The 14,048-nt window shown below is 41.5% G+C and carries 17 protein-coding genes; 16 read left to right on the forward strand and 1 reads right to left on the reverse strand.

Annotation, left to right across the window (positions count from 1 at the left end; all coding sequences use genetic code 11):
- Window positions 1-7: 7 nt before the first annotated feature.
- The 7 genes from BRLA_RS09455 to BRLA_RS09485 all read left to right on the forward strand — a co-directional run bounded on the left by BRLA_RS09455 (window position 8) and on the right by BRLA_RS09485 (window position 4,748).
- Window positions 8-214, forward strand: coding sequence for an IDEAL domain-containing protein (locus BRLA_RS09455; protein WP_003338579.1), 207 nt, complete (start codon window positions 8-10; stop codon window positions 212-214).
- 76 nt (window positions 215-290) lie between these two features.
- Complete coding sequence (locus BRLA_RS09460) at window positions 291-728, forward strand: DUF2487 family protein (RefSeq protein WP_003338580.1); 438 nt, start codon at window positions 291-293, stop codon at window positions 726-728.
- 339 nt (window positions 729-1,067) lie between these two features.
- A complete protein-coding gene (locus BRLA_RS09465; protein ID WP_003338581.1) occupies window positions 1,068-1,583 on the forward strand; it encodes a QcrA and Rieske domain-containing protein in 516 nt (171 codons plus the stop codon).
- A gap of 1 nt (window position 1,584) precedes the next feature.
- Window positions 1,585-2,256 (forward strand): menaquinol-cytochrome c reductase cytochrome b subunit, encoded by a 672-nt coding sequence (gene qcrB / locus BRLA_RS09470; RefSeq protein ID WP_003338582.1) that lies wholly within the window; start codon window positions 1,585-1,587, stop codon window positions 2,254-2,256.
- 30 nt (window positions 2,257-2,286) lie between these two features.
- Window positions 2,287-3,081, forward strand: coding sequence for a menaquinol-cytochrome c reductase cytochrome b/c subunit (locus BRLA_RS09475; RefSeq protein WP_003338583.1), 795 nt, complete (start codon window positions 2,287-2,289; stop codon window positions 3,079-3,081).
- A gap of 188 nt (window positions 3,082-3,269) precedes the next feature.
- Entirely contained in the window at window positions 3,270-3,881 is a 612-nt protein-coding gene (locus BRLA_RS09480; RefSeq protein ID WP_041752065.1) for a DUF1405 domain-containing protein, read from the forward strand.
- A gap of 48 nt (window positions 3,882-3,929) precedes the next feature.
- On the forward strand, window positions 3,930-4,748 hold the full coding sequence (locus tag BRLA_RS09485) for a sporulation protein YpjB (RefSeq protein ID WP_003341667.1): 819 nt from the start codon (window positions 3,930-3,932) through the stop codon (window positions 4,746-4,748).
- Between the two features lie 171 nt (window positions 4,749-4,919).
- Here the strand turns inward: BRLA_RS09485 and BRLA_RS09490 are convergent, their stop codons facing one another.
- Entirely contained in the window at window positions 4,920-5,783 is an 864-nt protein-coding gene (locus BRLA_RS09490; RefSeq protein WP_003338586.1) for a YitT family protein, read from the reverse strand.
- 216 nt (window positions 5,784-5,999) lie between these two features.
- Here BRLA_RS09490 and BRLA_RS09495 point away from each other — a divergent pair, with 216 nt between their 5' ends.
- From BRLA_RS09495 to panC, 9 genes are all read left to right on the forward strand, one after another.
- Window positions 6,000-6,332, forward strand: coding sequence for a nucleotide pyrophosphohydrolase (locus tag BRLA_RS09495; protein ID WP_003341666.1), 333 nt, complete (start codon window positions 6,000-6,002; stop codon window positions 6,330-6,332).
- Between the two features lie 11 nt (window positions 6,333-6,343).
- On the forward strand, window positions 6,344-7,147 hold the full coding sequence (dapB, locus tag BRLA_RS09500; protein WP_003338589.1) for a 4-hydroxy-tetrahydrodipicolinate reductase: 804 nt from the start codon (window positions 6,344-6,346) through the stop codon (window positions 7,145-7,147).
- A 56-nt stretch (window positions 7,148-7,203) separates the two neighbouring features.
- On the forward strand, window positions 7,204-7,593 hold the full coding sequence (locus BRLA_RS09505; protein ID WP_003338590.1) for a methylglyoxal synthase: 390 nt from the start codon (window positions 7,204-7,206) through the stop codon (window positions 7,591-7,593).
- Between the two features lie 13 nt (window positions 7,594-7,606).
- A complete protein-coding gene (bshB1, locus tag BRLA_RS09510; protein WP_003338591.1) occupies window positions 7,607-8,308 on the forward strand; it encodes a bacillithiol biosynthesis deacetylase BshB1 in 702 nt (233 codons plus the stop codon).
- Window positions 8,309-8,380: 72 nt separating this feature from the next.
- The gene (bshA, locus tag BRLA_RS09515) at window positions 8,381-9,499 is read left to right on the forward strand and encodes an N-acetyl-alpha-D-glucosaminyl L-malate synthase BshA (RefSeq protein ID WP_003338592.1); all 1,119 of its coding nucleotides are present in this window, start codon (window positions 8,381-8,383) and stop codon (window positions 9,497-9,499) included.
- Window positions 9,500-9,699: 200 nt separating this feature from the next.
- Window positions 9,700-10,941 carry a CCA tRNA nucleotidyltransferase gene (locus BRLA_RS09520; protein WP_003338593.1) on the forward strand — a complete coding sequence of 414 codons (1,242 nt, stop codon included), beginning with the start codon at window positions 9,700-9,702 and terminating at the stop codon, window positions 10,939-10,941.
- 83 nt (window positions 10,942-11,024) lie between these two features.
- A complete protein-coding gene (locus BRLA_RS09525; protein ID WP_003338594.1) occupies window positions 11,025-12,002 on the forward strand; it encodes a biotin--[acetyl-CoA-carboxylase] ligase in 978 nt (325 codons plus the stop codon).
- Window positions 12,003-12,270: 268 nt separating this feature from the next.
- Window positions 12,271-13,137 carry a 3-methyl-2-oxobutanoate hydroxymethyltransferase gene (gene panB, locus BRLA_RS09530; RefSeq protein ID WP_003338595.1) on the forward strand — a complete coding sequence of 289 codons (867 nt, stop codon included), beginning with the start codon at window positions 12,271-12,273 and terminating at the stop codon, window positions 13,135-13,137.
- On the forward strand, window positions 13,134-13,991 hold the full coding sequence (gene panC / locus BRLA_RS09535; RefSeq protein WP_003338596.1) for a pantoate--beta-alanine ligase: 858 nt from the start codon (window positions 13,134-13,136) through the stop codon (window positions 13,989-13,991). Before panB ends, panC begins: the two co-directional genes overlap by 4 nt.
- The last annotated feature ends 57 nt before the right edge of the window (window positions 13,992-14,048 follow it).

A 14,048-nucleotide genomic window follows, 5' to 3' on the forward strand; every position in this document is an offset into this window, starting at 1 on the left:
ACTAGTCATGGAACAGTCCAAGTACTTGGGCAATGGTTTTATGTCGGGATTGCTATCGGAGATCATGATTGATCAGCAGGTGAGAGAATTTCGCAAGCGCACACTATATAAAGAGATTGATGAAGCATTGGCTGTAAAAAATAAGGAAAAGTTTCTAATGCTGACAAATGAATTGAAAGAATTACTAACATATGAGATAACTGAAACAGGTTAAAAAATGAGGAGCTCGCTTGTAAGCGGGCGTTTTTCCTCGTTTTAGCTTAAGATAACGGGGAGAGGCGGTACGCACTATGCAATGGAATGTAGAAGAACTGCAAGGATTTGAGGCAGTTAGACCTTATTATGATTCAGCAATTTTACCGCATTACATATTTGACAAGAAGCTATCAATTGCAACAAATGCTACACGTATGGGTTACCTCTCTAGTCTGGCTATGGCTGTGGAACAACGATTGAAGGGAAGAATCGTGTTGTTTCCCCTCATGTATCAGATAAAAGAGGATGCCGCAGGACCCAACGAGATTCAATTACCCAATGAATTTGACTATCATTTTATTTTACGTTTTTCTGGAATCGATGTTCATCTACCACAATACCAGGATGTAGACACTCATGTGGAGTTCTTAACGATCAGTGATGAAGATTTAGAGTCAGAGATTCGCTTTCAAATTACATGTGATGTTTTATATCAAGAGATTTTACAAATTTGGCAAAAACATAAAAGATAGACTATTTTATAGAAATGTAAGAAAGGGAATTTACTTTTCGCCAGACAAGCCTAATTCTGGATGAGTAATCCCTTTCTTTCCAATAACAGGGTGAAAAAGAGACGAAATGATAAGGATTTTTGGATAACTCTTCCTTTTTCAACCTAATTTGCCTGAATTGTGTTGAATTTTTGACAAAATCTTAACATTATCAGTATTTTCGCAAAGCAATGGTTACTCTAAAGAGTCATATTATTGACATTACTTGAGGGGTTAGCTATTATTGGTCTTGACCTAGTGTTTCCTATATGCATGTAGTCGAAATCTGAAAGAAATCTAACAGGATAAGGAGGGAAATAGATGAGCAAAAAAGAAATTTCCAGACGTACGTTTCTAAACTATGCGCTCATGGGAACTGGTGGTTTCTTGGCTGCAGGTATGATCACACCAATGATTCGCTTTGCCATTGATCCTGTGCTGAAAACTTCGGCTGCTGGAGATAAAGTTGCGGTTGGAAATGTAAGCGATTTTGGGCCGGAACCAAAGAACGTGAACTTTACTCTTCATACTAAAGACGGCTGGTATGAATCAGAAACAACAATGTCTGCCTGGATTCGCAAGCTAGAAGATGGTAAGCTGTTGGCATTGTCGCCTGTCTGTAAGCACTTGGGCTGTACCGTGAGCTGGAATTCAAGTGAAGATTTTAAAAACGAGTACTTTTGCCCATGTCACTTTGGTAGGTATGCAATTAATGGAGAGCACATTCTGAATACTCCGCCAACTCAATCGCTTGATGAGTACGAAGTAGAAATTAAAGATGGTAAAGTTTACTTAGGTAAAATTGTACCAAATCCACGTCCAGGGGTGAGCGGATAAAATGATACAAAAAATGTATGATTGGGTGGACGAACGCCTAAATATCACTCCTATGTGGCGTGATCTGGCTGACCATGAAGTACCTGAACACGTAAATCCCGCACATCACTTTTCAGCGTTCGTTTACTGTTTTGGGGGCCTTACTTTTTTTATTACTGTAATTCAGATTTTATCTGGAATGTTTTTGACCATGTATTATGTTCCAGACATCATTAATGCTTATGAGTCCGTAAAATACTTACAAACTGAAGTTGCTTTTGGTGTAATCGTTCGCGGTATGCATCATTGGGGCGCAAGTTTAGTAATCGTCATGATGTTCCTACATACCTTACGTGTCTTCTTCACAGGATCTTATAAAAAACCACGCGAATTAAACTGGATTGTAGGGATGTTAATTTTCTTCGTTATGCTTGGACTAGGCTTTACTGGTTATCTTTTACCTTGGGATAACACAGCCTATTTCGCTACAAAAGTAGGGCTTCAAATCGCAGACTCAATTCCGATAATTGGACCTTATGCGAAAACTTTGTTAACGGGTGGAGAAATTGTCGGAGCGCAAACGCTTACTCGTTTCTTCGCTATCCATGTATTCTTCTTGCCAGCTGGCTTGTTGGGATTATTGGGTGCTCACTTTATTATGATTCGTGTACAAGGTATTTCTGGACCTCTATAAAACTAGTCTTCAACAATAGGAGGAATTAGCATGGCAAAACAGGATAAAAATGCTACCTTCGTTGGAGACTCTCGGATCTCAGCGAAGCGCATGCCAAATGTGTCACCTTCGTATTCTGACTATCCAGGAACCACTGAACCGTTTTGGCCAAACTTTCTGTTAAAAGAGTGGATGGTTGCTGCGGTTTGTTTGCTTGGTTTCTTGGTGTTAACGGTTTCACATGAATCACCACTAACAGCAAAAGCTGACCCAAATGATACTTCTTTTATTCCAGTACCGGACTGGTATTTCTTGTTCCTGTACCAATTATTGAAGTATCCATGGGCAGCAGGTGATCACGTACTGCTTGGCGTAATCGGTATTCCGGGCATTGCTTTTGGTGCTATGATTCTAGCGCCATTCCTTGATACAGGTAAAGACAGACGTCCAATTCGTCGTCCTGTTGCAACTGGACTTATGCTTCTGTCCTTGTTCTCCATCTTCTTCTTAACTTGGGCAGCTCATGACGAGCATGAAAAACAGTTAGCTAAGCTAGGTGGCGGTAGCGGCGGCGGTGGAGGAGGAGCTCCTGCTGCTGCAGCGAAGGCTGATCCGAACTTTAAAGCTGACCCATTGTGGGCAGCAAATCAGTCTTGTATTGGGTGTCATGGTGGAAATCTTGAAGGCGGTATGGGACCTAATCTACAAAAAATTGGTTCAACCCTAAGCGCTGAGGATATCCACAAAACCATTGCAGAAGGAAAAGGTGATATGCCAGGTGGTATGTTTAAAGGATCAGATGAGGATCTGAAAAAACTGGTAGATTACCTAGCGAGTTTGAAATAGCAAAGCACGAAAGCTGGCTGATGACCTCGGTCAGCTTTTCTTATTTTTGGAGACTATACATAATAGACAGTTCGACACGCAACTGTAACACAATTCTTACAAACGTGTGTACATTGGTTGCAGATGGAAGTTGGTACATGTAAACTAGAGAGGTATCTTTTTACAGCTAATAGGGGTGACGTAAGGAAATGAAATGGATGTGGCTCTGGTTTCTAGGATCATTGAAAAAATCGTGGTTTCTCTGGACATTGTTCTTCATTAACTTTTTCGGGACAATCTACGGTTTTTACTGGTATAAGGACCAACTTGCAGATGTAGCTGCCTATAATTCGCCCTATTTGCTGTTATTTGTCCCAGATAGCCCTACTGGGAGCGGACTATTTACTCTAGTTATCTTCATGTATATATTGGGGCGAAATGTTCCAATATTGGAAGCGGTAGCATCAGTTACGAACTTTAAATACGGAATGTGGGCAGTTGGAGTTATTATTGCAGGCTGGTCCCTTGGCAACGAAGTTCGTTGGCAGGATTTGATGCTTTTAGCGTCCCATTTGGGCATGGCAGTAGAGTCAATACTATATGCTCGTTACTATCAAATAACGTGGTTGGGGCTTGGAATAGCAGCGCTTTGGGTGTTAAATAACGATTTTCTCGATTACGTAATGGAAATTCACCCGTACCTGCCAACACCACTGGTTCCATATACCGGTATCGTGGGCTTGTGCACGGTTGTTTTAAGCTTGCTTTCCATCGCGACTATTTATTATTTACATACACGAGCGAATAAAAATCAGGTCTAATCTTGTCCTCCATTCCATAGTCTGTACTATGGGAAAGGAGGTTTTTTTGTGCCAAAAAACATCAAAATGCTACTGCTCTTATTGGTGGTGGGATTTCTATTATCCATGCCGATTAGTTACTTTGTGACAAAAATGAACCAACCGCCAGAAGAAAAACATTTGGCTGAATTAGATAAGGTGGCAGGGGAGATGCTACGAGCTACTGAAAAAGGAGATTATGACACAGCAAAACTTAAAATAGAGAGGTTAGCTTCTCAATTTCCCAATGAAACCCTTCCTATATCTTTACGGATTGAGAGTCTGAATGCTGTAACACAGTCCATTTTATCAGCCAAAAAAGCCTATACAAATCCAAAAACGACAGAGAATCGGTTGTTGTGGCATGCCACGCAGGTGAGAGTAGCTGTAGATGCTCTGAGCCATCAAAGGAGTCCTATGTGGCGCACTTATTATAATTCCTACTCAAAGCAAATGCAGAATCTACTGCAAGCCGCTGTGGAGCGAGATACCGAGACCCTTCGAGCGCAATATGAAGAAAATTACCAGTTGTATTTAGCACTACGGCCTGCAATGACGATCCAATTAAAAGAACAGGCAATGGATAAGGTAACACGTAAATATGAAGAAATAGCCAAGCATCTATTAAATCAAAAGCTGGATTGGCAAATAATGCGTTCTTCTATCAGAGAACTGAGTAGTACGATGCAGGAAGCGTTTGTTGGGGAGGATCAGACTGCTGTGGGATCATTTATGGATAACCCAGAATCAACATATCGTCTGATGGTTTGGATCTCGACATTAGTGACTGTTTCACTAGCATATGTAGCTTGGATAAAGTACTCTGCTATGAAGCAACGAAGAATCTAATGCGGAATGGAACGATTCATCACGAAAAAAGACCTCCTCACAATCAGAGAGGTCTTTTTTGAAGTAATCAAGATGAGATCACTCATGGGATGCGTAGAGATTCGCAAGTATCCATGAGAACACCCAAAAGTCTTGATAATTCAAACTACAGATATAAGGCACAATGACATTTTATGTTTGGCGCAAGGGCTTTTTATTTTCATCAAATGTAAAACCCTCACCTAAAACTTCATGAACCTCGCTAACGATCACAAAAGCATGAGGGTCAATTTCATTCATAAGGTTTTTAAGACGAGGGACTTCATTTCTGCTAACAACACAGTAGACAATCTCCTTCTCCATGCCTGAGAAGGCCCCTTTTCCATTTAGAATCGTGACACCTCGCCCTGTGGTCAGAATCTCCTGCGCTATTTTTTGAGGGTACTCCGATACGATCATTAAAGCTTTGCCAGCATATGCCCCGTCCTGGAAAAAGTCTATGACACGTGCAGCAATATAGACACAGACCAAGGTATACATAGCGTTTTGAATAGATAAGTAGACCAGAGAGGCACCGACTACTAGAATGTCACCCATGAGTAAGGTGCGGCCCATACTGATCCCAAACATTTTGTTTAATAAGCGGGCGATAATATCGACACCGCCTGTCGTTCCACCATAACGGAAAATAATTCCAAGCCCGCTGCCGATTGCTACTCCGGCAAATAATGCAGCAAGTAAAGTGTCGCCCAATTTTTCATAATCTAAAATCATGCCAAATACTGACAGCGAAACAGATAAAGAAACCGTTCCCACAAGGGTGTAAAAAAAGCTGACCTTCCCTAACAACCGATATCCAATAAAGAATAAAGGAAGATTGAGTAATAGATACACAATCCCTTGATCAATAGCTGGAAAGGCTAGCTTGATCAGGATACTGATCCCTGTGATACCGCCTTCTGCCAGTCCGTTCGGAATGTTAAAAGCGTTAATGCCAAAACCCATGATGATAGAACCGAGGATAATTGCCAATATGTTCTTTAAATGCAATTTCATGAAGGGAAATCTCTCCTTTTCCGGTAAATCAAAAGGTAGCAAACATGCTGACTGTACACAGGTAGGAAAAACTTGCTTGTAACCCTAATCAGAGTCATTATAAAGGAGGTTTTTTGCCTTGTCTATTTATGATACACTTTAGCCAATGGGATTTTTGATTAATTGGCTTGCTTACATAGTTTGCTCGGTTTTGGGTCTAGTATGAGGGAGGAAAAAATGGATAATAAAAAAACATTACAAGAAATTCAAGAAGAAGTGGATCAGTATATCTCTCAGTTTAAAGAAGGGTATTTTTCTCCGTTAGCTATGTTGGCTCGTATGACTGAGGAAGTAGGAGAGCTAGCTCGTGAAATTAATCATTATTATGGAGAAAAGCCTAAGAAATCAACTGAAGCAGAAAAAACCGTTGAAGATGAACTAGGAGATGTTTTCTTCATTGTCTTATGTTTTGCCAATTCTCTTGGTATCGATTTGCAGGAAGCGTTCGATCGAATTATGCACAAGTTTAATACTCGTGACAAGGATAGATGGACCAGAATAGAAGAGTAGGAGAGGGTAGGATGGAAAAGAAAATTCGCGTTGCCGTAGCTGGCGCCAAAGGAAGAATGGGGCGCGAAGTGGTTAAAATGCTTGGACAAGATCCCTCTCTGGAGTTTGTTGCAGGGATTGATTCAAAACTGACAGGTGTAGATGTTGGTGAAGTGTTAGGCGGTAAGCCACTAGGCGTACCAATGGTTGATTCCTTAGAGGAGGCCCTGCTCGCTTTTAAACCAGATGTCGTCGTAGATTTTACTACACCTTCACAGGTTTACCAAAACATGCTTCTGTGTCTGAAACATGGTGTGAGACCAGTTGTAGGTACGACTGGTCTTAGTCCTGAAGAGATAGAAGAAATAAAACAAATATGTGTAGACAATGAGCTTGGAGCTATCATCGCGCCTAATTTTGCTATCGGAGCAATTCTATTGATGAAGTTCGCTAGCATGGCAGCTAAATACATGCCGCATGTCGAGATTATCGAACTGCATCACGATCAAAAGCTTGATGCCCCAAGTGGAACTGCGATTAAAACGGCAGAAATGATTGCTACAGCTCGTAATGATATCCAGCAAGGTCATCCAGATGAGAAAGAGATCCTTGATGGAGCACGTGGAGCGGATTATAACGGCTTCCGTATCCATAGTGTCCGTTTGCCTGGTATGGTAGCACATCAGGAGGTATTATTTGGAGCAATTGGACAAACCTTATCCATTCGTCATGACTCCATAAATCGTGAATCATTTATGCCAGGTGTTCAAATGGCAATTAAGGCAGTTGTCTCGTTACAGACGTTAGTATATGGACTAGAACACCTTATTGATTAATACCAAAAGAGTAGTGGTAAATAAGGATAGAATGAGTGACTGAGAGGGGATTTTACATGAACATCGCATTGATTGCACATGACCAGAAAAAAGAAGAGATGGTTCAGTTGGCTGTTGCCTATGAGGGGATTTTACAAAAGCATCATTTGTTTACGACAGGGACTACAGGGTTGCGCATTATGGAAAATACGAAATTGCAGGTAACCCGTTTTTTATCAGGACCATTAGGTGGCGATCAGCAAATTGGCGCTATGATTGCCAAAAACGAAATGGACGTCATCGTGTTTTTGCGTGATCCACTCACTTCTCAACCACATGAACCAGATATTCTGGCTTTATTACGATTGTGCGATGTTCATCGAATACCAGTTGCGACTAATCTAGCTACAGCAGAAATCTTGCTAAAAGCTGTGGAGCAGGGTAACATGGCTTGGCGGGAAATCTAACAGGGGGAATATTATGGAAGAGAATCACTTAGATATATTAGCCATTGGTGCTCATCCTGATGACGTAGAGATTGGGGCAGCAGGTGTCTTGCTACGAGCCAATCAACAAGGGAAAAAAACGGGTATCCTTGATTTGACGTATGCAGAGCTTTCTTCAAATGGGACAGTGGTACGTCGTCAAGAGGAGGCAGCCATTGCTTCTGAACATATGAAATTAACTGCTCGTTACAATTTTGGATTGCCTGATCGCGGACTCGAAGCAAACCGCGAAATGGCTATAAAAAAGGTTGTCGATCTTATTCGAAAAACTCAACCTAAAGTAGTTTTAGCTCCGTATTTTCATGATCGACACCCTGATCATGAGAGCGTAAGCCGGATCGTAAAAGAAGCGATTTTTTCGGCAGGAGTCAAAAAATTCGTAGGCGAACGCGAATTACCCGCCTATCGTCCTGAGCAATTTTTTTATTACTTCATTAATAGTACCGCTACTCCTAGTTTCTTTGTAGATATCACAGAGCTGTATCCGCAAAAAATACAGGTGTTAGAGTCGTATCGAAGTCAATTCGAACAAGAAGAAGGAAGTGTAAGCACTCCGTTAAACAATGGCTATATTGAATTAGTAGAGTATCGGGAGCGTTTATTTGGACAACAAGCAGGAGTGAAATATGCAGAAGGGTTTGTGAGTGCCACACCTTTGGTGCTTTCATCCTTGTAACAGTGGGAGACGCCCGAGTGCCTGTCAGCCGATGACAGGCCATTTCCTGTGTAAAAAAAGGGAGGAATGAAAATGAATATAGGTATTACGTGTTATCCTTCCTTGGGCGGTTCCGGTGTGGTAGCCACAGAGTTAGGCAAATTGTTGGCTGAGCGTGGACATAATGTACATTTTATTACAGCAGGCATGCCGTTTCGTTTAGGGAAGTTTCACCCCAATATATTTTTTCATGAAGTAGAAGTAAATCAATATGATGTATTTAAATACCCGCCCTATGATTTAACATTAGCAAATCGGATGGCGCAGGTTGCACAAAATGAGAACCTCGATATTTTGCATGTTCATTATGCTGTACCTCACGCATTATGTGCTTATTTGGCCAAGCAAATGGTAGGCGATCATTTGAAAATCATCACTACCTTACATGGCACAGATATCACGGTCCTTGGCTATGATCCAAGCTTACGCGATATGATTCGCTTTGGAATTGAAAAAAGCGATATGGTAACGGCTGTTTCTGCTGATTTAATCCGTGAAACACATGATTCTCTTCAGGTAGATAAGAAGATCGAGCTTGTTTACAATTTTGTAGATAAGCGAAGATATTCACGTAAGGATGTAGCTGAGTGGCGGGCAAAATTCGCACCTAACGGGGAAAAAATCATCATGCACATTTCCAATTTCCGTCCAGTCAAGCGTGTCCAGGATGTAGTAGCAGCGTTTCGCTATGTTCGTGATGAAATGCCTGCTAAATTAATTCTGATTGGGGAAGGTCCTGAGCAGTGCAATATCAGGAAACTAATTCAGGAGAAAGACCTCTGTGACGATGTTTTCTTTTTAGGAAAACAAGATGACGTAGCAGAAGTTATTTCATTAGCTGACCTCATGCTACTACCATCCGAAAAAGAGAGCTTTGGATTAGTGGCATTAGAAGCAATGGCATGCGGCGTGCCTGTTGTTGCTTCCTGCGCCGGAGGTTTGCCAGAGGTGGTTTCACATGGTGAATCAGGATATCTATGTGAGATTGGCGATACAAAGCAGATGGCGATGTATGCTCGTAAATTGCTACAGGACGAAAAGCTGTACGAAAGTTTTCGTGTAGAAGGACTGCGTCGCTCTGAGGATAAATTTAGCTATGACACTATTACATCCCAATATGAATCGTTATATGAGCAACTACTCTCTACATAAAAGAGCAACCTTTATTTGCATCAAAGGCAATCAATTGACGTAGCCAAGGCCTAACGTGTGGTTAGGCTTTGCTACGAAATGAAGTGAAGAATTGAGAGATAAGCACAGCAATTCCTAGTAAAATACGCATATCTTAGCACCCCCTATTTGAAAAGTAGATAGAAAAATGGATGTAGCAAGAAAGGACAGGAGGCGAGTAAATGAAAGAAGAGGCGAAAAAGGTACTTAAAAAATTGGAAGAACACGGATACGAGGCTTATTTTGTCGGTGGTTGCGTCCGTGATTGGCTTCTTCACCGTCCTGTTCATGATATAGATATATGTACAAATGCCCATCCAGGAGACATTATGAAGCTGTTCCCCGACCATATTCCTACAGGATTACAGCATGGAACAGTTACTGTTAAGCAGGATGGCTATTTATTTGAAGTGACTACCTTTCGAACTGAGGGAGTATATGAAGATTTTCGTCGACCAAGCGAAGTCACATACGTAAACGAAGTAGTAGAGGATTTGGCCCGTCGTGATTTTACAATTAATGCAATGGCGATGAAATATAATAAAGAATTAATTGATCCTTTTTTTGGATTAGAGGATGTAAATGATCATGTAATCCGAGCAGTAGGTGATGCTAATCGCAGATTTCAGGAGGATGCATTACGACTGATTCGGGGAGTTCGTTTCGCTTCTCAGCTAGGCTTCCAGATAGAGGATGAAACAAGAAAAGCTATGAGGGATAATGCTCCATTGCTGATCCACATTGCGGTTGAGAGGGTCCGCGAAGAATGCAATAAACTCATTGATAGCAGGCATCCTGATAAAGGCTTTCAATTTGCGAAACAAACAAAGATATTTCAGTCCATCCCTTTGTTACAACAATTATTTGATCAATCGACAATGCATTTATGGCGATTACAAACAGTGGAGAGCGTTATCCATAAATGGGTAGTGTTACTTTTTGCGGCAGACTTCAGTTGGGAGCAGTCGCGTGAATTATGCCGATATTTAAAGATGTCCCGGAAAGAGGAAGAAACCATTACGTTTCTCATGCAACAGCTAATGCTCCTTCAGCCATTATGGGATCAATGTCAATCTATAGACTGGACCCGATTGATTATGAAGCATGGTCTAGAGCGATGCTATGACTTGGAAAAAGTGTTGGATGTCCTATGGTGGAACGATCTCTCAAATAAGAAGAATACACTTCAAGCTACTTTAGATAAGATGGCAGTAAAAACCTTGAAGGAATTAGCGGTAGATGGATCGGAAATCAGAAAGCTGAGTGATCAAAAACAAGGCCCTTGGATACAGAAAACCCTAGAATATCTCTGGGAGCGTACAGTAACTGGAGAACTTGCTAACGTATCAGAGGCCTTGCTGATAGCGGCTAAAGATTTTATACATGGTGAGATGGAACATCCTGCAAATGAAATGAAAAAATGACGTTTGGGTCTACATAAGCGTTTCATGGATGTACGAAAAAGGAATAGAATCGTTATTTTTTGCGGCTATGACGGAGGAGACCTATGAATATTAAGCAGGAAATATTACGCGCTTTTCGTAATCATCCACATGAATTTATTTCGGGTGAATATATAAGTCAAATTTGTAATTGTACGCGAGCAGCAGTATGGAAACATATTGAAGAGCTGCGTCAAGAGGGATATGAGTTTGAAGCAGTACGCAAATCAGGGTATCGACTTGTTTCCTCACCAGATTCATTATCGGCAGAAGAGATTTTGTCTGCCATGCATACAGAACGTATTGGAAAAAATATAATTGCCTACGAAACGGTTGCAACAACACAGGCATTAGCCCATGAATTAGCTTCTAAGGGAGCGCCTGAAGGAACCCTAGTGGTAGCAGATCAGCAAACTGGCGGAAAAGGTCGGTTGGGTCGGGTGTGGAATTCACCAAAAGGGACAGGAATATGGATGAGCTTAGTGTTGCGTCCGGTTATCCCGATTGGGCGTGCTCCCCAAATGACGTTGCTAACAGCGGTTGCTATGGCGAGAGCGATCCAAGAGTTCCAAATCTCGGTTAAAATAAAATGGCCTAATGATATTTTTGTAAACGGCAAAAAAGTATGTGGAATTTTAACAGAGCTACATGCAGAGGCTGATCGTGTCAATTATTTAATTATTGGGATTGGCATTAATGTGAATAATCAAGAGTCAGATTTTGATCCGGCTCTGCAAGAGGTTGCGACCTCATTACGTATAGCATTAGGTGAGCCAATAAAGAGATCTCAATTCATTCAAGTATTTTGCCGTATATTTGAACAACTCTACCTGGCATATCTAAGCGAGGGATTTGGTCAAATCAAGGTCGAATGGGAAGCTTTGTCAATGTCCTTACATCGTCGTGTTACAGTCCGGACTCTGCAAGCAGAATTGGAAGGGGAAGCGACAGGGTTAAATGAAGAGGGAGTGCTCTTATTACGCGATGATGAGGGAGTCATGCACAAGGTATATTCTGCTGATATTGAGTATGGCGATACCTAGGAAATTTTGTTATACTGCTTCTGAAGGCTATATCCTATTGGAATAGCACTTCCATTTAAGAAGTATGCTAGGAAAACAACTGAAACAAAAATCTGCTCTAAGCCTAAATGGACCGAGACAGAAGGAAGAAATTCTAATGGATACGTGCTTTATTGCGTAAACACAACCTTCGCCTGCGGTGCGGAGGTTTTTTGGTATGTAGAAAGCACAACAAAGGTATGCCATTGGAATACATTCAAGACGGTATTGGGTGTAGGAGACAACGGGAGTGTCTGATGTGCAGGAAAAAAAACCGATAACGACGTCCAAGCTACGTCAAATGAAGCAGAACAAAGAGCCAATTACTATGCTTACGGCCTACGATTATCCCTCTGCAAAATTGGCAGAAGAAGCGGGAATAGACATCCTGCTAGTAGGGGATTCGCTAGGAATGGTTGTGCTAGGCTATGAATCTACGGTGTCTGTTACCATGGATGACATGGTTCATCACACAAAAGCTGTTACACGCGCAGCAAAAACAGCCTTTGTTGTAGCGGACATGCCTTTTTTGACATGCCATGGCTCTGTAGAAGAAGCCATTCATCATGCAGGCCGGTTAATTCAGGAAGGAAATGCAAAAGCCGTGAAGATTGAAGGGGGAGAAGAAATTCTTCCTATTGTCAAAAGATGCACAAAGGCTGGAATTCCTGTTATGGGTCATTTAGGGCTAACGCCACAGTCTGTCCATCAATTAGGTGGATATAAAGTACAAGGTAAGGATCTAGAATCTGCTAAGCAATTAATCACGGATGCGAAGGCATTAGAAGAGGCTGGAGCATTTGGAATAGTTTTGGAATGCGTACCAGCAGAAGTAACTGCAAAAGTTGCGGAAGCTGTGGAAATCCCTGTTATTGGTATTGGAGCTGGGGTACAATGCGATGGACAGGTTCTAGTGTTCCATGATGTACTTTCTTATGCTTCCAATTTAACGCCTAAATTTGTGAAATCATACGCCCAGATCGGTGACATGATTCAGTCAGCGATTTCTCAATACGTAATAGAAGTAAGAAGCAGACAATTCCCTGAACAACGCCATTCTTTTGCTGCATCCGAAGAAACGATTCAGCAATTATATGGAGAAGAGGTACGAGTATGATCACGATTAGCACCATCAAAGAACTACGTGAAGCGCTTTCTGTGCATAAAAGAGCAGGGAAAACAATCGGATTTGTACCAACGATGGGTTACTTGCATGATGGGCACCTCAGCTTAGTAGAGCGGGCAAAAAGCGAAACAGATGTGGTGGTCATGAGCATTTTTGTTAACCCGTTACAATTTGGTCCAAATGAAGACTATTCCGTTTACCCGCGAGATTTAGCACGCGATCAGAAATTGGCAGAGAGTGCGGGAGTACACTATTTATTTACTCCTTCTGTAGAGGAAATGTACCCCCGTCCTATGCTGACGAATATTTCTGTTCATAACATTACGGAAGCCTTGTGTGGTTTGTCGCGACCGGGACATTTTGATGGAGTGGCGACAGTGGTCAATAAGCTTTTTAATATTGTAGGCCCCCATAAAGCATTCTTTGGCCAAAAAGATGCACAGCAGGTAGCTGTTATTGAACAAATGGTTTATGATTTACAAATCCCTGTTCAGATTGTCCCATGCCCTATTCATCGCGAAAAAGACGGGCTGGCAATGAGCTCACGAAATGTCTTTCTTTCAGAGGAAGAGCGATCTCAGGCATTAATTCTCTCCAGAAGCTTGACTCGTGCCGAACAGATGATTGCGAATCATCAAAGAGATGTAGACGTTATTTGTAACGAAGTACGTAATCTCATCCAAAGTCAGCCTTTAGCAGAAATAGATTATGTAGAATTGAAACGTTATCCTGAAATGAGCGATATCGAATTTGTAAAAACAGGAGATAGAATTTTATTTGCACTTGCAGTAAAATTTGGTCGTGTCCGTTTAATAGATAACGTAATTCTTACGGTGATGGATTAAAGTGTGAACAAAAGATAATAGACATGAGAAGATTCACATAAAAGGGAGCGAATTTAG

This window comes from Brevibacillus laterosporus LMG 15441 (assembly GCF_000219535.2).
Taxonomy (GTDB): domain Bacteria; phylum Bacillota; class Bacilli; order Brevibacillales; family Brevibacillaceae; genus Brevibacillus_B; species Brevibacillus_B halotolerans.

Bases quoted from the DNA above. Each gene is read 5' to 3' on its own strand.
- dapB (WP_003338589.1), top strand. From the start codon at position 6,344: ATGGAAAAGAAAATTCGCGTTGCCGTAGCTGGCGCCAAAGGAAGAATG.
- BRLA_RS09455 (WP_003338579.1), top strand. From the start codon at position 8: ATGGAACAGTCCAAGTACTTGGGCAATGGTTTTATGTCGGGATTGCTA.
- bshA (WP_003338592.1), top strand. From the start codon at position 8,381: ATGAATATAGGTATTACGTGTTATCCTTCCTTGGGCGGTTCCGGTGTG.
- BRLA_RS09505 (WP_003338590.1), top strand. From the start codon at position 7,204: ATGAACATCGCATTGATTGCACATGACCAGAAAAAAGAAGAGATGGTT.
- qcrB (WP_003338582.1), top strand. From the start codon at position 1,585: ATGATACAAAAAATGTATGATTGGGTGGACGAACGCCTAAATATCACT.
- BRLA_RS09490 (WP_003338586.1), bottom strand. From the start codon at position 5,783: ATGAAATTGCATTTAAAGAACATATTGGCAATTATCCTCGGTTCTATC.
- BRLA_RS09495 (WP_003341666.1), top strand. From the start codon at position 6,000: ATGGATAATAAAAAAACATTACAAGAAATTCAAGAAGAAGTGGATCAG.
- BRLA_RS09525 (WP_003338594.1), top strand. From the start codon at position 11,025: ATGAATATTAAGCAGGAAATATTACGCGCTTTTCGTAATCATCCACAT.
- bshB1 (WP_003338591.1), top strand. From the start codon at position 7,607: ATGGAAGAGAATCACTTAGATATATTAGCCATTGGTGCTCATCCTGAT.
- panC (WP_003338596.1), top strand. From the start codon at position 13,134: ATGATCACGATTAGCACCATCAAAGAACTACGTGAAGCGCTTTCTGTG.
- BRLA_RS09520 (WP_003338593.1), top strand. From the start codon at position 9,700: ATGAAAGAAGAGGCGAAAAAGGTACTTAAAAAATTGGAAGAACACGGA.
- BRLA_RS09465 (WP_003338581.1), top strand. From the start codon at position 1,068: ATGAGCAAAAAAGAAATTTCCAGACGTACGTTTCTAAACTATGCGCTC.
- BRLA_RS09460 (WP_003338580.1), top strand. From the start codon at position 291: ATGCAATGGAATGTAGAAGAACTGCAAGGATTTGAGGCAGTTAGACCT.
- BRLA_RS09475 (WP_003338583.1), top strand. From the start codon at position 2,287: ATGGCAAAACAGGATAAAAATGCTACCTTCGTTGGAGACTCTCGGATC.
- BRLA_RS09480 (WP_041752065.1), top strand. From the start codon at position 3,270: ATGAAATGGATGTGGCTCTGGTTTCTAGGATCATTGAAAAAATCGTGG.